The organism is Haloarcula salina, from assembly GCF_049603855.1.
GTDB classification, from domain to species: Archaea; Halobacteriota; Halobacteria; order Halobacteriales; family Haloarculaceae; genus Haloarcula; species Haloarcula salina_A.
Map to the genome: position 1 here is coordinate 3,191,473 of NZ_CP187146.1, position 18,229 is coordinate 3,209,701.

An 18,229-nucleotide genomic window follows, 5' to 3' on the forward strand; every position below is an offset into this window, starting at 1 on the left:
TCAGTATTTTTTCGCGAGACGCTCACCGGCCAGCGGCAGCGCCAGCAACAGTCCGGTCCCCAGGCCCGCGGCCAGCGCCGTGACGCCCGGTGTCGGATCGAGCCCCAGCGTCGCACCGAGGATGACCACGACCGTTCCGAACCCGAGGACCGTCGTGACAGCCGCGCCGCGACCCGTCGGCTCCGGGACGTCGTCGCCGACCAGCGGCCAGACCACTGCACCGGCGACGGTCAGCCCGAGCGCCGCCGCGGTGTCGGTGGTGAAGCCCGCGGTGAGCACCGCGACGGTCGCGACGCCGGCGGCCAGCGCGAACACCCGGGCCGGCGTGGCGAGCACCGCGAGCGCGACCCAGAGGAACGCGCCGGCGATGGCGAAGCCAGCGAGCACGTCGGCGAGGTAGTGGACGCCCAGCACGAGTCGCGAGAGCCCGACGAGCGCGATAACGGTTCCCGCGACGGCGGCGCGCGTCCGGCGCGTGCCGACCCGAAGCGCCCACGCGAAGCCGCCCCAGACGAGCAGGGAGACGGTCGCGTGCCCGCTGGGGAAGCCGTAGCCCTCGCCGGTCGCCATCGACTCGTAGACGCCGCGGACCGCCGCCGGCAGGAGGTCCGCGTGGGCGGCCGTGCCCGCGCCCGGCGGGCGGGGTAGCGCGAACACCGCCTTCAGCGAGACGGCCAGCGCGACCGCGCCGGCCAGCAGCGCGACGAGCATCGCCGCCCGCTCGCGGGTAAGCCCGCGACCGACGCGCGGCGTCTGCGAGCCGATCCAGTACAGCAGGCTACACGAGAGGAAGGTGAACCAGAAGTCCCCGAGCTGCGTGACGAGGGCGAACAGGACGACCACCGCGCCGGGCAGCGCCGACAGCACCTCGGTGACGCCGATGGTCCGCATCACTGTCGCCAGTCGCGGACGCGGTCGAGCAGGCGTCCGGGGAGGCCGGTCGCAGTGAACGTGACGCCGACCGCGATCATCACGACGTACAGGCCGAGCGTCGAGAGCCAGACGACGAGCATCGCCAGCACGGCCCACAGCCCTTCGAGGTAGTAAAACGCGCCCAGCGTCATCACGGTCCCGTACAGCAGGACGACGTAGGGGCCCCACTGGCGGGCGTGGCCGCGACGCATCCGGCGACGGACGTACTGCTTGAGGTCGGCTTTCACCTCGTCACGGTGGAGCGTGCGGTCCTCCACGTCGTCGCGGAACGACTCGAACTCCTCGCGCAGTTCGCGCAGTTCCGCCTCCGTCAGGTCGTCGGCACCCGATGCGGGATCGTCGGCCCCCCCGTCCGGCGGGGGCGAATCTGGCTCGTCAGCGTCCTCGCTCATCGCTTTGCCGGACCGTCGGCGCGGTTCCTGTTGTAGTTGCCGGTCCGCGAGCGCCGCGTTGAGCGCCGCGCCGACGAGCAGGACCTGCCCGGCGAAGTAGAACCACGTCACCAGCAACAGGACGCCGCCGATGACGCCGTACACCTGATAGGAGTCCGCCTGTGCGGCGTAGACGCTGAACCCCGTTCCGAGGAGCGTCCAGCCGATACCAGCGAACATCGCGCCGGGCAGCGCGCTCCCGAGCGACATCTGCTCGTCGGGAAACAGGTAGTACAGCGGCAGGAACGCCACCGTGAGTACGGGCATGAGCGCGAATCCGCCCAGCGCGACACGGAGCCCGAGGATCGCCCCGAGAGCGCTGACGGCCGCGAGTCCCGCCAACGCGACGCCGATTCCGGCGAGCGCCGACAGGCCGTCGACGAGTTCGTCGACCAGCGACCGCTGCTCGTGGGTTCGGTAGACGCGAGCGAACGCGGAGTCGAGACCGCGGAACACCTTGAGCGCGCTCCAGAGCGTGACGGCCAGTCCGAGCACCGTCGCTCCCCCGCGGCCCGCGCCACTCGTCAGTGCGTCCTCGAGTAGCGTCGACGCGGCGGGCGTGAGTACCGCTCCGGCGGCGCTGACGATCCGCGCGGCGAACGCGGCACCGCCCACCAGCGTCCCGACGACCAGTCCCAGTAACAGGAGCGGCAGGAGCGAGACGAACATGTAGTAGGCGATGCCGGCCGCCAGAAAGGAGATCTCCTCCTCCCGGACGGTGCGGACGACAGTTCTGGCGACGGAGACGGCGCGTGTGCGGTCCACGCAGTCTCCTCGGGGCGGCGTCACAAATATCCTGTCGACTGGCTGAGGGCACGCGGTGCGGCGTCGTCAACAGTCGGTCTCAGTCGTCGAGCGCCGCGTCGGGCCGGTACGAGCGGCTGACGATCCGCCACGTCCCCGACCGGAAGCGGTAGTACGTCACCGCCGCCGGGACGGCCGTCTCGACGACGAGCGAGGCGTACAGGGCGAGTTCGTCGAGCGGCGTGACGACGCCGAGGTACGCCACCGGGAGCGCGAACAGGTACATCCCGGCCAGTTGCGAGTACAGCGGCCAGCGGGTGTCGCCGCTGGCCCGGAGCGGGCCGGTCGACCCGCCGTCGACGCCGCGGAAGACGACGCTCGCACAGGCGACGGCGACGAACACCGTCACGAGCGGGAGCACCGCGGGATCGGAGACGAACAGCCGGGAGACGAGCCGCGAGAAGGGGAGCAGGGCCGCCGCGACGACCAGGTAGACGCCGACGCTCAGGCGGAGCACGGTCCGGGCCCAGACGGTCGCCTCGGTCTCGTCACCCTCACCGAGAGCCTGTCCGACGAGGCTGCTCGACGCGAGGCTCAGTCCCCAGTTCGGCGTGTCGAGCAGCGCCCGCACGCGGAGCGCGACGACGTAGGCGGAGACGACCGCGGGGCCGAACAGGCCGACGATGAACAGCCGCGGGAACTGCGCCCCGGTCCGGGCGAGGTTCGCGCCGACGAGCGGCGAACCAGTCTGCGCGAGGTCGCGAGCCAGTCCCCCGTCGAAGAAGGGCCGGGAGACCGGAATCTGGACCGGGAACCGGCCGATGACAGGGAGCCCGCCGCGGGCCAGTCCGACGGCGAACCCCACCGAGACGAGCACGTTCGCGACGACCGTGCCCAGCGCCGCACCGACGACGCCCATGCCGAGAACGAAGATGAACACCGCGTTCAGTGCGATGTTGACGATCGCGCCGCCCGCTCGCAGCACCATCGGCGACCAGGCGTCGTCGGCCCCCACGAGCGTTCGGCTCCCCACGAGGTTCAGCGCGGCGAAGGGCGCGCCCAGCGCGACGACGCGCAGGTATCGCGCCCCGTAGTCGACCGCGCCCGCGCCCGTCCCGACGAGGTCCACGAGACGGTCCGGAGCGAGCCAGTACGCGGCGGCCATCGGGAGCGTCAGCGCCAGTACGACGGCGGCGCTGGTCGTCACCGTCAGCGCCAGTTCCTCGTCGGCGTCGGCTCCGAAGCGCTGTGACACCATCCCGATGGTCCCGCCGGCGACGCCGCCGCCGAGCGCGAACACCAGTCCCCAGAACGGGGCGGCGAAGCCGACGCCGGCGATAGCGGTCGGGCCGAGCGCGAGGCCGACCATCGCCACGTCGACGGTCGACTTCGACATCCGCGCCAGTCCCGTGACGATGCGGGGCCAGGACAGGTCTGTTGCCCGGCGGATCCGCTCGCGCTCGACGAGACCGACCCGTGCCAGCAGCGCGCCGACGAACAGCAGGACACCGCGCACTGGATTGAGTGTGAGACGCACGTCTTCGGCGTCGCTTTGCGGTCGACGCCGATAGGTGTTAAGAAAGGGGCGCCGGTCGCCGCTCACAGGGTTTATGCACGGTCCCGCCAACCACCGGACATGGACACGGAAGCGGCCATCAGACACGGGACGATGCGGGTGACGGCGCTGTTGCTCGTCGCGGCCGCGCTGGCCATCGGGCTGGGCGTCGGCGGCGTCGGCGCGTCGCTCCCGGTCGTCGTCGGCTTCCTCGCGCTCGCCGGTGGGCTGTACGCCCTCCGCCCGGATCCCGACCGATTCGATCCCGTCGCCGGTATCCACGTCGGTGACATCTTGCACTCGCTGTGGCTCGGGCCGCTGATCGTGGCAGCCGTCCTCGTCGTCCGCCTGTCGGCCACCCCCGGCGAGGTGCAGGCTATCGGCGGCCTGCTCGGGCTGGCGGGGATGGCGAACTACTTCCTGCGCCCGGTGTACCTGCTGGGGTACGACCTCGTCTCGGCGGTCAGGGGCGGGACGGGACGCGCGAACAGTCGGTAGGCGGTATCGGATGCCCGCCGCCACCTTCGAGTCGCTGTACGACCGCGCCGCGTCGACGCTGCTCGACGTGGAACTGACGGCGCGAACAGTCGAGACCGGCGACGGGCAGACGCACGTTCTGACGGCCGGATCGAGCGACGCACCGCCCGTGGTCGTCTTTCAGGGCGGCAACGTGACGACGCCGATCACGCTGTCGTGGATCCAGGCGCTCGCCGCAGACTACTTCCTCGTCGCGCCGGATACGCCGGGCGAACCGGGGACCGCCGCGACGCCGCCACCGCACTCGTACGGACGGTGGGCGGCGGCTGTGCTGGACGGACTGGACCTCGACCGACCGGCGGTCGTGGGAACGTCACACGGCGGCGGCGTCGCACTGGAACTGGCGGCCCACGATCCGGACCGGATCGCCGCCGCGGCCCTGCTCGTTCCCGCCGGCTTCGGGGTGTCGTTCTCGCTCGACCTCCTGCGGATCGTCCTCCCGTCGCTCGCCTATCGGGTCGTTCCGCGACGCTCCCTCCTCGACCGCGCGCTCGCACCGATGTTCACCCAGCCGATCGACACGGTCGACGACGTGATCCTGGAGACCGTTGGCACGGCGCTCAGGACCGGCGACGTCAAGACCGAATTTCCCGGACCGGACGACCCCGCGGCGCTGTCCGAGTTCGCTGCACCGACGCTGGTGATCGCCGCCGAGGAGGACCCGTTCTTCCCGGCCGAGACGGTCTGTCGGCGCGCGACAGACGCGCTCCCCGGCCTCGTCGAGTGCATCTCGCTCCGCGATGAGCGCCACTTCCTCTCGCCGGCCGGGCAAGCGCGCGTGACCGAGCGCATCCGGGCGTTCCTCGACGACTACTACGACGCCGGTGCGAGCCGATAGGTCACAGCGCGGCGTGTCGATGGCTCAGGCGCACGCGGGACCGATGGTCCCGCTGGTCCCGACGAGAACGTTTTAGTCCGTTGACGCGTACGTGCGAACGACGCGCCGTGCGCTCGAACGACCGAAGCCACGGCCACCCGACACATGACTCCAGACACCGTTCGCGACGACGCCCGCGCGCTCTCGCCGGTGCTAGTGATACTGCTGCTCATCGTCCTCACGGCGATCATCTCCATCGTCATCACGGCGTTCCTGCTCGGCCTCGGGAACTGAGCGGGGCTACTCCGCCGTCGCGTCGCGAATTTCGACCACGTCCGCGGCCGTTTTGAACGTCGTCCCGCCGTAGTGCGTCCGCGAGGCGTCGAAGCCGGCCTCGCGCAGTTTCTCGATGAAGGTATCCATCGCCTCCGCGCCGCGGCCCCAGCGCTTGCAGAGGCGGTGCTGGTCGTAGTGCGTCGGCGTGTCGAGTTCGGCCGCCAGCGTCGCCAGGAGTTCACGGGCGTTCTCGGCAGTTCCCATGTCCTCGGTCACGTGCTCGGCGACGGCGTCGGCGAAGTCGGGGTCGCAGGTCCGACCCAGCCAGATGGGGCCGGCCGTCTGGAGGTGTTCGTCGCAGACGGGACAGGCGTCGGGCGCGTCGGCGATGAGGCCGCGGTCGTGGTCGCGCCAGAGGCAGTGCTGGCAGTGGTGGACGTAGCCGAGGTCGTCGATGCAGTCGTTTGCGACCCGCGCGCCGTGCTCGAAGTCGAGGTAGGTGCGGGCGTAGTGCTTCGTGGCGTGGCTCAGCACCGGGCGGGCGGCGATGTCGTAGCGGGCGGCGGTGCGGACCATCGCCGACAGGAGGACTCGCATCCCCATCTCGGCGTGGAACTCCGTGTTGCGCGGGACCGCGCCGTAGGAGCGAACGCCGCTCTCGAAGTGGGCCCCACACAGCGGGGCCGTGTCGGTGGCCGTCACGCAGAGGAGGTGTTTCGTGCCCTGGACGGCAGCGTCGGCGAAAGGAATCGGCGTTCCGAAGGGATCCACGTCGACCACGTCGAACGCCTCCGAGTGCATGAGGACGTTCGCGTCCGCCCGGCGGACCTCGGCGGCGAGGTCGTTGCGCGCGAGGTTCTCCTCGCACAGCGCCGTCGCGTCGTCGTCGATGTCACACAGCGTCGTCTCCCAGTCGTTGGCCGCGGCGCGGACGCCGCGGATGCCGCTGGCCGCGGTGGCGTCGAGGTACGTCGACGCGCGCGGCGTCCGCTCGCGGTAGGCCCGCAGCGCCGCCACGGTGAGGTCTCGGTTCAGTTCCTGGACGGGGTTGAAGAACACGTCCGCGCCCTTCCCCGCGTCGGGCTGTTCCGGCACCGTGACCGACACCCGGCCCTCGCTGACGCGCATACTGCTCGGTCCGCGCGAGCGCCGTTAAGTCGTTCGACCTCCGGCCGAAGCCGTCAGTCGTCGGCCTCGCGGGCGTCGGCATCCTCGTCGCTCGCGGCCCGCTCAAGCGGCAGGCGAACGGTCACGGTCGTCCCGTCGCTGGTGTCGAAGTCGAGGTCGGCCCCGAGCGTCGTCGCGGTCCAGCGAACGAGCCAGAGGCCGATACCGCTGCCGTGGTGCAGGTCCGTCTCGCGGCCGCGCTCGATGACGCCGAGTTCGTGGTCGGGGACGCCGGGGCCGTCGTCGCTGACCGAGAGCACCACGTCCCCGCCATCGACGGTCGCCGCGACAGAAACGGTCGGGTCGGGGACGTGCTGGAGCGCATTCTCGACGAGGTTCGAGAGCAGGACGGAGAGCAGCGCGGGCCGTGTCAGAAGGCGGAGGTCCTCGGGAACGTCGATCGTCACGGCCCCGTCGGCCGCCGCAAGCGAATCGACCACGTCAACCACGAGGGAATCGAGGGCCACCGACTCGACGGCGGCGTCGTCGGCCGCCGCGTCCGAGAGCGTGCGTGCCTTCTCGGCGGAATCCACGAGGCGGTCGATCGAGTTCTCGATTGTCGCCGCATAGTCGGCCCGGTCGCCGTCCAGTTGCGACGCGAGCAGTTCCGCCCGGCCCCGGATGACGACGCCCTCGTTTCGGACGTTGTGACGCAGGAAGCGATTGAGGACTTCGAGGCGGCGCTCTCGTCGGATCTCCTCGGTGACATCCTGGAACACGACGGTGTATCCGAGCCGCGTCCCCGACCCGTCGCGCAGCGGCGTCTGCCGGACCTTGAACTCGCGGCGCTGGCCGCCGTTCTCGATGCCGAGTCGCCCGCTCCCGCCGTCGGCCGGGACGCCGTCGCCGACCAGCAGGTCGTTCAGCGGGTCGGTGAGCGCGTCGCGCTTGTCCACGGCGAGCATCCGCTCGGCGGCGGGATTGAGGTTCACGACGCGGCCCCGGTCGTCGACGATAGCGACCGGCGTGGCGATGTCGTCGATGGCGGCGCGCTCGCCGGCCCGCCGGGTCGCCGGGTGGAACTCGAACATGTCGCTCCGGACGAACGCGTACAGGTCCAGCGCGACGTGGGGCAGGAACAGCAGCGGCGTGAGATTGACCGCCGAGAGCGGGCCGACGCCCCCGGCCCACAGCAGCACCGCGGCCCCCGGCGGAATCGGACTCAGCCCCACGGCGAGCGCCTCGCGTCGGTACAGCGGCCCGTAACTGACGACCGTGTCGAGCACCAGCAGCGTCCCGAAACTCACGAACAGCATGGCGACGACGATGGCGAGCAGCCCCAGCGGCAGAACGGCGTACTCGGCACCGGCCGCACCGAGCGTCGAGACGACCGCGAAGTCGCGCCACATCGCGGCGTGGACGGGGTTCGTCACGACCAGCAGCGACCCCGCGAGCGGCAGGCCGGCCGCCGCGAGGTACCACCTGCTCTCGACGATGGCCGTTCGGCCGGTGTAGCCCAGCGCGAACGAGAGGAAGAAAAAGCCGATCCAGAGGACACAGAGCCACGTGACCATCTCGAGGGCGAGGCGCGCGGTCGGGTCGAACGTCACCAGCGCCGCGCCGTAAGCGAGACACCAGACGGCCTGGGTGGCGACTGTCGCGACGAACCACCACGCGCCCGGCTTCTGTCTGTGCCCGCGCAACTGGGCGAGGAGATACAGCGAGGCGAGCCCCGAGGCGACCGAGCCGAGCGCGAGCCACGGGACCCCGAATACCATAGCTGTGGAATGGCCTACACCCTGTTTACCCTTCGGGAAAGTGGATAGTCGGCTGTCACGTCCCGTCGGTCGCGTTGGCCCGGACGACCGCGACGGACTCGTTGCCGTACACCGCCATCTCGTCGAGGACCGTCCCGTTCGGGGCCACCCGTCGCACGATCAGCGCTGGCTCGGCCCCCTCGGACGGCCGCTGCTCGGTCTCCGTCGGCGGCTCCCCGTGCATGAACTGCCGGACCTGCGGCGTCGTCTCGACCTCCGTCACGTCGCTCGTCCGAGCGTTGACGAACGCGACGTAGGAGACGCCGCTCCCGTCCTCTGGGACCACGCGGACCTCCCAGTACAGCTGGCCGTCGACGACCACGGGGATCGGCTCGCTGGGCTGGAACCGGTTCCAGTCGGTCGTCCGCGCGGCCTGCCGGACGTAGTCGGTCGCCTTCCGCGGGCCGAACAGCGACGCGTTCGGTGAGTAGCGCTCGTAGGAACCGGTCCGGGCGTCGACCGTCCAGACCTCGCGCAGCCCCTGTGCCTCGCCGTACGGCTCGACGGCGACGACGTATTTCGGCCCGTCCGCCGTCTGGAGGTAGAACGGCTGGTCGTTGTCCTCGCCGGGAACCGGCGCGACCTCGATCTCGCCCTCGTGGCTCGTGAACGTGTTGACGATGCCGTTGCGGTACTTCGTCGCCGCCACGCGGTCACGGGCGAGCGAGAACGGGTAGAGCCGCTGGCCCGCAAGCACCTCCGTGTTCCGGGCTTCCTCGGGCGTGAGGTCCCGGACGGTCCCGTCGCTGTCGACGAGGACGACTCCGCCCCACTTCGGCGTCGTGTAGGGCACGGGGAGCCAGTGGAACTCCGGCGACGTGTAGGGCGTCGCGATGTACTGCTCGCCCTCGTGGACCACCATGAACGAGTCGTGGTAGTTCACCAGATACTGGCCCTCTTTCAGCGTCCGCCAGCGGTGGTTGTTGTAGAAGGCCGTCCCCATCCCCGCCGCCAGGTCCCCGGTGACCGTCCGCACGTCGGCGTTCTGCTCGGCCATGTCGACGAGGACCGTGCCGTGTTGTTTCTTCGTGAAGTGGTTCCACAGCCCGTCCGGCGACAGCGCGTACGACCAGTACACCGACCCGTTGTACACCGTGATGTCGCTGTTCGAGACCCGGTACTGCGGGAAGTTCAGCGTGTTCGAGGCGTACCGCGAGGCGACCTGCCGAGTGACCACCCGCGGGTTCGCCGGGTCAGACTCGTCGAGCGCCGACGTCGTCTCCGCCCCGTCGAGCGTCGCCGTCCCGAGCGTCTCGCCGGCGAGCAGTCCGGTGACGCCGCTCGTGACCACCAGCGTCGCCACGAACAGCGTGCCGGCGGCGTTGATCGTGTTCGTCGAGGTGCCGCGGCCGAGCACCACGAACGGCAGGGCCGCGGCGACGAGCGGGACGACCAGCACCGGCGTGGTGTAGACGGCGTAGACGAGACCGTGAAGCCACGGTCGCAGGAACCACAGCAGGCCCACCACGACCAGCGCCGGAAGGGCGACCCAGAGTCCGCCCGGGACGCGACCGGCGAGCGACGAGCCGCCGCGTTCAGACATCGATCCCGCCTCCGCTTCGAGTGGATCGGCCCGGGGACGCGCGGATCGCGAGCGGCAACCGGCCAGTCGTTCGCCGCCGAGAACCGGGCGCGACAGCGATTTCTTCGGGCCGCCGTGCGATACGCGCTGCTGGAGGGCAGTGTCGCGCCCACCCCGGGACGCGACGGTCAGGACGACACATGTGCATCAGTCACATTTCTTCCACGGTCACGTAAAGTGAGTGATTCGACCCCTGCGGTCGGACGCGTTCGAGAGCCGACGCCGTTTTGTCACCCCTTTGCCTATCACGAGTGTGACCGCCGTCGAGGAGTGGGTGGCCGACCTGCGCGCCGCCGGGGAGCTGACCCCCGACGCAGTCTCGGCTATCGTCGACGCCCACGGCGACCGCGGCAGCCAGGCGATCGAGGCCGTCGGCGAGAGCCGGGTCAAGCAGTACCGCGACTTCACGGTCGTCGTCGGCCACGACGACGAGTACATCGTCGAGGACGACGGCTGTACCTGCGCCGACAGCGAGTACAACCTCGACCCCGAGGACCCCGATCAGCTCTGCTGGCACGCTATCGCCGTCCACGTCGCCGAGGCCATCGACGCCGTCGACGAGCACGACATGTGGTACTCGGACGTTCGGGATTTCCTGTAGTACCTTTTTACGGCGGGGGGTGTCCTCGGCCGCGAAGCGGCCTGCGGGCACCCCCGCTTGCAAAAATCTACGCTAAAAAGGCTCCGAGTCGCGGCCTGCGGCCGCCGTACGTTCGTGGTTGTACCCGCCACTGCACCGCTACCACCCCGTTCCGCTTCGTACCCCGCACGAATCGACGCACACAACGCTCACTCGACCGGCCGACCAGCGCCGTACGTGAGTTCGCCGTCGAGGGAGAACGAGAGGACGGCCCGCGAACCGATATCGAGGGACCGGAGCGCATCGGCGCGGTCGTGGTCACCCGGGTCGACCGCGACGCGAGCGCTCAGCGGCGCGACGCCCAACTGCCCCCGAAACCCGACCGGAATCCGAAGCAGGCGACCGTCCCGGACGGCGTAACTGTGAGTCGTCGCCGCGGCGGGCAGCGACCGCGGCCAGTCGATGGCGACCGTCGCGACGCGGTCGCCGTCCTCGACGACCGTCGTCTCGCGGCGAGTCGCGTCGTCGCGGTGCGTGATGTCGGCGACGGTCTTCGGGAAGCCCCAGACCTCGTCGCCGAGCGCGCGGGCCGGCTCAGAGGTGACCGGGAGCGACCAGACGTAGCCGCCGGCCGCGCGGGTGAGCAGCGGGAGGAGCGGCGGGGCGGCGCGGTCCGTCGTCGCCGGAAACGCGACGGCGAACTCGTCGTAGGGTTCCATCGCGTCGTCGCCGATGCGGCGGTACTCGACACAGAGGACGACGACCCCGGCCCGACGCGGCGTGACGCTGACCGGGTGAAGTCCGGTCGGGAGCAACGACGCGACGGCGTCGGCGTCCGCCGGCAGGACCGCGCCGGTCATCGTCGCCTCGGTCACGAGCGGTAGCGTCACCTCGTGGCCGGTCGAGAGCCTGACCCGGTCGCCGTCGACGGGGCGGCGCGTCACAGCCATCGCCCCAGCGTCGCGCTCACGCGGCCGAACCAGCGGTGAATCGGGTCCTGTACCCGCGCCGGGAGCCAGTGGGTCCACCGGACGAACGCGGCGAACGGCCCGACGGGGTAGCGGGCCCGCGGCGAGTCGTCGGTCGCCGCGGCGAGCACCGACGCCGCGACGGCCGCTGGCGACGTGGCCAGCGGCCCGCCGTCGACGACCCAGCCGTCCGCCAGCGCCTCGTAGGTTCGGTCGTAGGCCGGCGTCCGGTCGGCCGCGTCGAGGCCGTCGAGCGCGCCGTCGGCGAAGCCCGTGTCGACCCACGCCGGTTCGACGAGCGAGACGTGGACCGCCGGCTCGTCGGCGAGTTCGACCCGGAGCGCGTCGGTCAGCGACTCGACGGCGGCCTTCCCGGCGGCGTACGTTCCGAGGCCCGGCGAGGCGGTCTGGCCGAGGACGCTGGAGACGGTGACGATTCGCCCGCCGCGCTCGCGCATCCGGGGGAGCACGGCGCGAGCGAGGCGGTGGGGCCCGTGGACCAGCACGTCGAACTGCTCGCGGGCGGCGTCGGTCGACACGTCCTCGACGGGGCCGGCGACCGCGTAGCCGGCGTTGTTCACCAGACAGTCGAGTCGGCCCGACTCGGCGAAAATTCTGTCCACGACCGCGACACAGCGCTCCTCGTCGGTCACGTCGAGTTCGAGACAGCGGCAGCGCTCGGAAACGTCGTCCGGGAACTCGGGGCGCACGTCCGTCGCGTAGACGGTCCAGCCCGCGTCGGCGAACGAACGTGCCGTGGCCGCGCCGATGCCCGAGGCGGCCCCCGTGATCAGCGCGACGGCGTCGTCGTCAGTCATGGCAGCGAACGGGTGGTGCGGTCAGCGGTCGATGCAGTAGTCGACGAAGTTCCTGAGGATGCGAAGCCCCGTCTCGCCGGACTTCTCCGGGTGGAACTGCGTGCCGAAGACGTTGCCGGCCTCGTTGGCGACGATGGAGGCGAAGTCGACGCCGTAGTCCGTCGTCGCCACCGTCGCGCCCTCGTCGTCGGGGACGGCGTAATAGGAGTGGACGAAGTAGGCGTACTCGCCATTAACGCCCTCGACGAGCGGGTGCTCGCGCACCACGTCGAGTTCGTTCCAGCCCATGTGCGGGACGGTCTGGTCGCGGCTGAACCGGACGTTCTTCCCCGGGATGAGGTCCAGCCCCTCGGCGTCGCCCTGACCGGCGTGGTCGGCCTCTTCGCTCGTCGTCAGGAGCATCTGCATCCCGAGGCAGATGCCAAAGAGCGGCGTGCCCGACTCGGCCTGCTCGACCAGCGCGTCGCGAAAGGGCCCGGCGTTGTCCATTCCCTCGGAGAACGCGCCGACGCCGGGGAGGACGACGCCGTCGGCCGCGTCGAACTCGGCGGGGTCCTCGGAGAGGGTCACGTCCGCGCCGGCGCGTTCGAGGCCGCGCGTGACGCTCCTGAGGTTCCCAAGCCCGTAATCGACGACGACCACGTCCGCGGTCGTCTGTCTGACACTCATACCCGTTCGTTCGCCGACGGCGGATAAGTGACTTCCTGTTCGCGCAAGTCCGTAACGGGGCCGTTCACGGCCTGCTAGAACTCACCGAGCCGCGACTGCCCGCTCCGGGCGTCGGTGAACTCCGCCGCGGTTTCGAGGGCCGCCTCGAACGTCTCCGTCTGGCTCGGGTCGTACAGCGTCGCCGCCGGGTGGACGGAGACGAGGACGCGCCGGGGCTCGCCGGCGATGGGCACGTCGAAGACGTCGCCCGCCTCGCCCGTGACGGCCACGTCGCGCTCCAGCAGGTGCTCGGCCGGGACCTTCCCGAGCGTGACGACGACCTCGGGGTCGACGCGGTCGATCTCGGTCTCCAGGTACTCCCGGCAGTTCGCGAGTTCGCCCGTCCGCGGGTCGCGGTTGTCCGGTGGGCGACAGCGCACGCAGTTGGTGATGCGCACGTCGCCGCGGTCCAGTCCGACCTCGCGCAGCGTCTCGTCCAGCACGTCGCCGCTCCGGCCGACGAACGGCTCGCCCCGCTCGTCCTCGTTCGCGCCGGGGGCCTCGCCGACGAACAGCAGGTCCGCGTCCGCTGGCCCGACGCCGTTGACGATGCGCGAGCGCGACGCACAGAGGTCGTCACAGCGCTCGCAGTCGACCACGTCGAGGCCGTCCATCTGCTCCATACCCGCCGTTCGGGCCGGGGGGTATCAAACGCGGTGGTCCGGCGCTCGGTTGCGGAGGGGCCGTCAGTCGCGCTCGGATTCGCGCGCCCGGGCGGCCAGCCGAGCCACCCGTAGCGGTTCGGGTCGGCCGCCCTCGGGCGTGAACGCGCGGACCACGTCGGCCGCCTCGCCGTCGTCGAGGCCGACCGCCCGGACGTACACGGTCTCGCCGTTCACCGACACCGGCCGGCGCTCGGGCTGGGCGCGGTAGGTCGCCAGTCGGTCCCGAACCGTCTCGGGGTCGTCGAACGCCTCGCGGATGGCTCCCTCCAGCCCCGGCGAGGACTCGAAGGTGACCGAGACGACCGGCAGGTCGGTGCGGTCGGCGATCGCCGCGAGGTCGAGGACGTTGAACCACGCCGGCGCGATGCCGGCCGCCAGCAGGTAGCGAACGTCCTCGCGGTCGAGGCGGTCGACCATCCCGCAGACGGCGTCGGTCGCGTCGCTCCCGCCGACCGCGCAGGTCCCGAAAACGAAGCCGTCGACCACCCGGCTGGCGCGGACGACCGCGCCGGCGAGGTGGCTAGTGTCGTCGCTGTACGACTCGGCGATGCCGAGGGCGCGAACCCCCGCTTTCATGCGGACGGCCGTGCCTGCGTTCCCGAGCGACAGCACAGCGTCGCGGGGCCGCTCGGGCGCTCACTCACGGCGGTCCGCGTCACGTGTTCTGGTCGTTCTTGATGTCTTTGAGCCTGTCGAGGAGTTCGTCGTTCGACGCGGTGAACTCGAACTCCACGTCGCCCTCGTGGGCGTTTTCTTCAGCATCGAGGCCGTCCTCGTCCTCGAAGTCTGTGTCGTACTCCTGGTTGTCTTGTTCCGACTCGTCGTAGCTCCCGAACCCCATGGTACGTGTAGGACTATGACGTTCATGTTGAAAAATCACTCGCCGGTTTCACCGTCTGGCGGCCCCTGCGGCCCGTTTCCGTCCGTTCCGTGAGGGCAGAACACGGGTAATCGAAGGACGTGACGGGGATGAGGATGGCCCCATCGCTCGCCAGCGACCCCGGCCGACGACCGGACAGTACACTCAAGCGGGCCGCGCCACTGGACCCGGACATGGACGTTCACAACGTCACGGCCGACGCGGAGACGTTCACCTGCAACGCCTATCTCGCGGTCGGCGAGCGGACGACGCTGGTCGACGCGGGCGCGATGGACGGCGTCGTCGACGCGATCCGCGAGCACGCCGACTCGCTCGACGCCGTCGTACTGACCCACCAGCACGGCGACCACGTCCAGCAACTCGACGCCGTCCTCGACGCCTTCGACGCGCCGCTGTACGCCTACGCCGCTCACCCCCGGCGGGACCGCGCGCTCGACGACGGCGACACCCTGCTCGTGGGTGACGAGGAGTGCGAGGTCGTCTACACGCCGGGCCACGCCGACGACCACGTCTCGCTGGTCTCGGCGTCGTCGCTGTTCTCGGGCGACGTGGTCGTCCACGACGACGGCGCGTTCGACGACGGCTCCTTCGGCCGGACGGACCGGCCGGGCCAGTCCCGCGAGCGCCTCATCGAGAGCATCGAAGACCTGCTCGCCCGGCTGCCCGACGGCGTCGAGCACATGTACTCGGGCCACGGCGGCGTCTTCCGCGGCGACGTTCGCGCGGTGGTCGAACGCGCGCTGGAACGCGCCGAGCGCCGGGAGCCGAAGTATCCCGACGAGTGAGGCGGACCGGCGGCCGTTCGAGCGCGGAGCCGGCGTAACGCTCTACTCGCTCGGGCGTCAGGTACGGGCATGAATCAGCGACAGGGGACGGGAGCGGCGCTGGCCATCGCCGGCGTCGCGCTGGCCGCGATCCAGGTCCTGCACGCGGTCCAGCAGACCGACATCCCGGTCGCGGTCGCCCTCGACGCGCTGCCGTTCGCCGCGATGGCGCTGGCGGTCGCCTACGCCGGCGTCTGGCTGGCCCGGGACTCGACGTTCGAGGGGGCGGCGACGCGGGTCGCGACGTGGGCGGTCGGCGGCACGGTCGCGCTCGCGGCGGTCGCGGCGCTGGTGCTGTTCAGCCAGCGCGTCGCCACCGGCTCGCTCGCCCGGGCGTCGGTGCTCACCGTCGACCTCGCCACGGTCGGCGCGCTCGCCGGCGTGCTGGTCGGCCTCTACGACGCACAGAGCCGAGCCCGGCTCCGCGAACTCGAACGCGAGCGCGACCGGATCGAGGCGTTCGCCGGGAAAGCGGCGGACGTGAACAACTACGGCCGGGCGATCGCCAGCGCACAGCGCGTCGACGGCGTGGCCGCCTTCGTCGTCGAGGCGCTCGGGACGATGACCGGGATGGAGGAGACCGCTGTCGTCCGGGTCGAGGACGGCGGCGCAGTGGCGCTCGCGAACACGATTCGGACCGTCGACGAGGGGGCCCTCGGACGGCTCGCCGAGGCGATTCGGACCCAGCCACAGGGCGACGTGGTCGTCCACGACGAGGGATTCCCGGTCGACCTCCCCGAGCGCGTGGCGGGCGGCGTGTCCGCGGTCGTCCACGACGACGGCGACGCGGCGACCGTCGTCGTCTCCCTGACGACCGGCGACGCCGCCGTGGCCGAGGAGGACCGCAAGCTGCTGGAACTCATCGTCTCGCACGCGGCGGTCCGAATCGGAACGCTCGACGACGACGCGGCCGACGAGCGGCGGTTGCGGTAGCGACTCGACAGGACAACCACGCGAGACGGACGGCTTCGACGGCGAGTGCCGCCGCTGGATCCGGCTGACCACTCGACGAGAGAAAGACGGCGGCGTTATGCGCTGCGCGGTTCCTTGGCCTTCGGGCGGAGCTTGCCGTAGCCGCACTTGCGGCACTGCCGCGCGCGCTGGGGGTTGCGAGCGTTACACCGCATGCAGATCTGCTTGCTCAGGATTCGGTCGGACGCTTTCTCGAAGCTAGCCATGCGCGTCCCTTTCCAGTCCGCGCGGTTAAGTTTTGAGTTTCCGTTCGCGCCCCAGAGCCGCGGGAACCGCACCCTCCCGACGTCCCATCGCCCGGCGAACGGCCGCCTCGGCGGTCGCGGGCCGGTCACGACGGGCGGTCTCCGGGCGCAAACAGTAGGTTTATCAGTTGCACGTGGCGAAACTCAACCAAGATTACTCTCGAAATGACATCGAACAAACAACCGGAGGTGAACATCGGACTCGTCGGACACGTCGACCACGGGAAGACGACGCTCGTACAGGCGCTGTCCGGCGAGTGGACCGACCAGCACTCCGAGGAGATGAAGCGCGGTATCTCTATCCGACTCGGCTACGCCGACGCGACGTTCCGTCGCTGCCCGGAGGCCGAGGAGCCAGAGGCCTTTACTGTCGACGAACACTGCGAGGACCACGACGTCGACACCGACCACCTCCGGACGGTGTCGTTCGTGGACGCCCCCGGCCACGAGACGCTCATGGCGACGATGCTGTCCGGCGCGGCCATCATGGACGGCGCGGTCCTCGTCATCTCGGCGACCGAGCCCGTCCCGCAGGCCCAGACCGAAGAGCACCTGAGCGCGCTCGACATCATCGGCATCGACAACATCGTCATCGCCCAGAACAAGGTCGACCTCGTCGACGAGGAGCGGGCGAAACAGAACTACGAGCAGATCCAGGAGTTCGTCGAGGGGACCGTCGCGGAGGGCGCGCCGGTCGTCCCCATCAGCGCCGGCCAGGAGGCCAACATCGACCTGCTCATCGAGGCCATCGAGGAGGAGATTCCCACCCCCGAGCGCGACCCCGACGCGGACGCCCGCATGATGGTCGCGCGCTCGTTCGACATCAACCGCCCGGGCACGACCTGGGAGGACCTGATGGGCGGCGTGCTGGGCGGTTCGCTCGTCAGCGGGCAACTGGACGTCGACGACGAGATCGAGCTTCGCCCCGGCCGCGAGGTCGAGGAGGGCGGCAAGACGGAGTGGCAGCCCGTGACGACGACGGTCCGGTCGCTGCAGTCTGGCGGCGAGTTCGTCGACACGGTGACGCCGGGCGGCCTGCTCGGCGTCGGCACCGGGCTCGATCCCTCGATCACCAAGGGCGACGCGCTGGCCGGCCAGGTCGCCGGCCCGCCCGGCAGCCTCCCGCCGACCCGCGAGACGTTCACGATGGACGTGGACCTGCTCGAACGCATCGTCGGCGACGACGGCGGCGAGGTCGACGAGATTTCGACCGGCGAACCGCTGATGCTGACCATCGGAACCGCGACCACTGTCGGCTCGGTCACGAGCGCCCGGGACGACGAGTGCGAGGTCGCGCTCAAGCGCCCCGTCTGTGCGGAGTCGGGCGCGAAGATCGCCATCAACCGCCGGGTCGGCGCGCGGTGGCGACTCATCGGCGTCGGCACGCTGCGGTGATGATCGTGCTGGACACGAACGCGCTGATGATGCCGATCGAATGCAACGTGCGACTGTTCGAGGAACTCGACAGGGTCGTCGGCGCGACGGACCACGTCGTCCCGGCGGCCGTCCGCGACGAACTGGAGAAGCTGGCCGACGGTGCGGGCGAGGAGGCCACCGCGGCCGCCGTCGGTCGGGACCTGCTCGAGCGCTGTACGGTCCGGGAGACGGACGCTGACTACGCAGACGACGCGGTACTCGAACTCGCACGGCGCGACGACGCGACGCACGCAGTCACGAACGACAAACCCCTCAAACGCCGCCTGCTCGACGCGGGCGTTCCAGTAATTAGTTTAAGGGGCCGGAACAAACTGGGTATCACTCAACCATAAC

Annotated in this window: 21 protein-coding genes; 8 read left to right on the top strand and 13 right to left on the bottom strand. The window is 70.6% G+C overall.

The features are described 5' to 3' along the window. The 3 genes from ACOZ4I_RS16325 to ACOZ4I_RS16335 form a co-directional block, all read right to left on the bottom strand. Window positions 1-894 (bottom strand): phosphatase PAP2 family protein, encoded by an 894-nt coding sequence (locus tag ACOZ4I_RS16325; protein ID WP_424001418.1) that lies wholly within the window; start codon window positions 892-894, stop codon window positions 1-3. Next, window positions 891-2,129 carry a YihY/virulence factor BrkB family protein gene (locus ACOZ4I_RS16330; protein WP_424001420.1) on the bottom strand — a complete coding sequence of 413 codons (1,239 nt, stop codon included), beginning with the start codon at window positions 2,127-2,129 and terminating at the stop codon, window positions 891-893. The genes ACOZ4I_RS16325 and ACOZ4I_RS16330 overlap by 4 nt, the downstream gene beginning before the upstream one ends. A gap of 79 nt (window positions 2,130-2,208) precedes the next feature. After that, the gene (locus tag ACOZ4I_RS16335; RefSeq protein ID WP_424001422.1) at window positions 2,209-3,645 is read right to left on the bottom strand and encodes an MATE family efflux transporter; all 1,437 of its coding nucleotides are present in this window, start codon (window positions 3,643-3,645) and stop codon (window positions 2,209-2,211) included. A 99-nt stretch (window positions 3,646-3,744) separates the two neighbouring features. On the opposite strand from ACOZ4I_RS16335, the gene ACOZ4I_RS16340 reads away from it, so the two are divergent. The 3 genes from ACOZ4I_RS16340 (at window position 3,745) to ACOZ4I_RS16350 (ending at window position 5,311) form a co-directional block, all read left to right on the top strand. Further along, the gene (locus ACOZ4I_RS16340) at window positions 3,745-4,161 is read left to right on the top strand and encodes a hypothetical protein (protein WP_424001424.1); all 417 of its coding nucleotides are present in this window, start codon (window positions 3,745-3,747) and stop codon (window positions 4,159-4,161) included. Between the two features lie 10 nt (window positions 4,162-4,171). Beyond that, window positions 4,172-5,038, top strand: coding sequence for an alpha/beta fold hydrolase (locus tag ACOZ4I_RS16345; protein WP_424001426.1), 867 nt, complete (start codon window positions 4,172-4,174; stop codon window positions 5,036-5,038). 144 nt (window positions 5,039-5,182) lie between these two features. Beyond that, window positions 5,183-5,311 carry a hypothetical protein gene (locus ACOZ4I_RS16350; protein WP_424001428.1) on the top strand — a complete coding sequence of 43 codons (129 nt, stop codon included), beginning with the start codon at window positions 5,183-5,185 and terminating at the stop codon, window positions 5,309-5,311. 6 nt (window positions 5,312-5,317) lie between these two features. On the opposite strand, the gene ACOZ4I_RS16355 is transcribed toward ACOZ4I_RS16350, so the two are convergent. From ACOZ4I_RS16355 to ACOZ4I_RS16365, 3 genes are read right to left on the bottom strand one after another with little or no spacing between them, the layout of a single operon-like run. After that, window positions 5,318-6,421 (bottom strand): tRNA (guanine(26)-N(2))-dimethyltransferase, encoded by a 1,104-nt coding sequence (locus tag ACOZ4I_RS16355; RefSeq protein WP_424001430.1) that lies wholly within the window; start codon window positions 6,419-6,421, stop codon window positions 5,318-5,320. A gap of 53 nt (window positions 6,422-6,474) precedes the next feature. Further along, a complete protein-coding gene (locus tag ACOZ4I_RS16360) occupies window positions 6,475-8,178 on the bottom strand; it encodes a histidine kinase N-terminal 7TM domain-containing protein (RefSeq protein WP_424001432.1) in 1,704 nt (567 codons plus the stop codon). A gap of 55 nt (window positions 8,179-8,233) precedes the next feature. Then, a complete protein-coding gene (locus tag ACOZ4I_RS16365) occupies window positions 8,234-9,760 on the bottom strand; it encodes an ABC transporter permease (RefSeq protein ID WP_424001434.1) in 1,527 nt (508 codons plus the stop codon). A 292-nt stretch (window positions 9,761-10,052) separates the two neighbouring features. Here ACOZ4I_RS16365 and ACOZ4I_RS16370 point away from each other — a divergent pair, with 292 nt between their 5' ends. Beyond that, a complete protein-coding gene (locus ACOZ4I_RS16370; protein WP_424001436.1) occupies window positions 10,053-10,400 on the top strand; it encodes a hypothetical protein in 348 nt (115 codons plus the stop codon). A gap of 188 nt (window positions 10,401-10,588) precedes the next feature. Here the strand turns inward: ACOZ4I_RS16370 and ACOZ4I_RS16375 are convergent, their stop codons facing one another. From ACOZ4I_RS16375 to ACOZ4I_RS16400, 6 genes are all read right to left on the bottom strand, one after another. After that, window positions 10,589-11,329 (bottom strand): acetoacetate decarboxylase family protein, encoded by a 741-nt coding sequence (locus ACOZ4I_RS16375; RefSeq protein ID WP_424001438.1) that lies wholly within the window; start codon window positions 11,327-11,329, stop codon window positions 10,589-10,591. After that, window positions 11,320-12,165: an SDR family oxidoreductase gene (locus ACOZ4I_RS16380; protein ID WP_424001440.1), complete on the bottom strand. Its 846-nt coding sequence runs from the start codon at window positions 12,163-12,165 to the stop codon at window positions 11,320-11,322. Before ACOZ4I_RS16380 ends, ACOZ4I_RS16375 begins: the two co-directional genes overlap by 10 nt. 21 nt (window positions 12,166-12,186) lie before the next feature. After that, window positions 12,187-12,834: an imidazole glycerol phosphate synthase subunit HisH gene (gene hisH, locus ACOZ4I_RS16385; protein WP_424001442.1), complete on the bottom strand. Its 648-nt coding sequence runs from the start codon at window positions 12,832-12,834 to the stop codon at window positions 12,187-12,189. Between the two features lie 74 nt (window positions 12,835-12,908). Next, window positions 12,909-13,496, bottom strand: coding sequence for a uracil-DNA glycosylase (locus ACOZ4I_RS16390; RefSeq protein WP_424001444.1), 588 nt, complete (start codon window positions 13,494-13,496; stop codon window positions 12,909-12,911). Between the two features lie 63 nt (window positions 13,497-13,559). After that, window positions 13,560-14,114 (bottom strand): DUF99 family protein, encoded by a 555-nt coding sequence (locus ACOZ4I_RS16395; RefSeq protein ID WP_424001446.1) that lies wholly within the window; start codon window positions 14,112-14,114, stop codon window positions 13,560-13,562. Window positions 14,115-14,193: 79 nt separating this feature from the next. Beyond that, entirely contained in the window at window positions 14,194-14,379 is a 186-nt protein-coding gene (locus ACOZ4I_RS16400; RefSeq protein ID WP_162413395.1) for a DUF5786 family protein, read from the bottom strand. A gap of 212 nt (window positions 14,380-14,591) precedes the next feature. On the opposite strand from ACOZ4I_RS16400, the gene ACOZ4I_RS16405 reads away from it, so the two are divergent. Next, on the top strand, window positions 14,592-15,203 hold the full coding sequence (locus ACOZ4I_RS16405; RefSeq protein WP_424004824.1) for an MBL fold metallo-hydrolase: 612 nt from the start codon (window positions 14,592-14,594) through the stop codon (window positions 15,201-15,203). Window positions 15,204-15,272: 69 nt separating this feature from the next. Then, window positions 15,273-16,175 carry a hypothetical protein gene (locus ACOZ4I_RS16410; protein WP_424001448.1) on the top strand — a complete coding sequence of 301 codons (903 nt, stop codon included), beginning with the start codon at window positions 15,273-15,275 and terminating at the stop codon, window positions 16,173-16,175. 95 nt (window positions 16,176-16,270) lie between these two features. On the opposite strand, the gene ACOZ4I_RS16415 is transcribed toward ACOZ4I_RS16410, so the two are convergent. Next, entirely contained in the window at window positions 16,271-16,420 is a 150-nt protein-coding gene (locus tag ACOZ4I_RS16415) for a 50S ribosomal protein L40e (RefSeq protein WP_424001450.1), read from the bottom strand. Between the two features lie 204 nt (window positions 16,421-16,624). Here ACOZ4I_RS16415 and ACOZ4I_RS16420 point away from each other — a divergent pair, with 204 nt between their 5' ends. Both ACOZ4I_RS16420 and ACOZ4I_RS16425 read left to right on the top strand, forming a co-directional pair. After that, on the top strand, window positions 16,625-17,854 hold the full coding sequence (locus tag ACOZ4I_RS16420; protein ID WP_424001452.1) for a translation initiation factor IF-2 subunit gamma: 1,230 nt from the start codon (window positions 16,625-16,627) through the stop codon (window positions 17,852-17,854). Continuing rightward, window positions 17,854-18,228, top strand: coding sequence for a twitching motility protein PilT (locus ACOZ4I_RS16425; protein WP_424001454.1), 375 nt, complete (start codon window positions 17,854-17,856; stop codon window positions 18,226-18,228). The genes ACOZ4I_RS16420 and ACOZ4I_RS16425 overlap by 1 nt, the downstream gene beginning before the upstream one ends. The last annotated feature ends 1 nt before the right edge of the window (window position 18,229 follow it).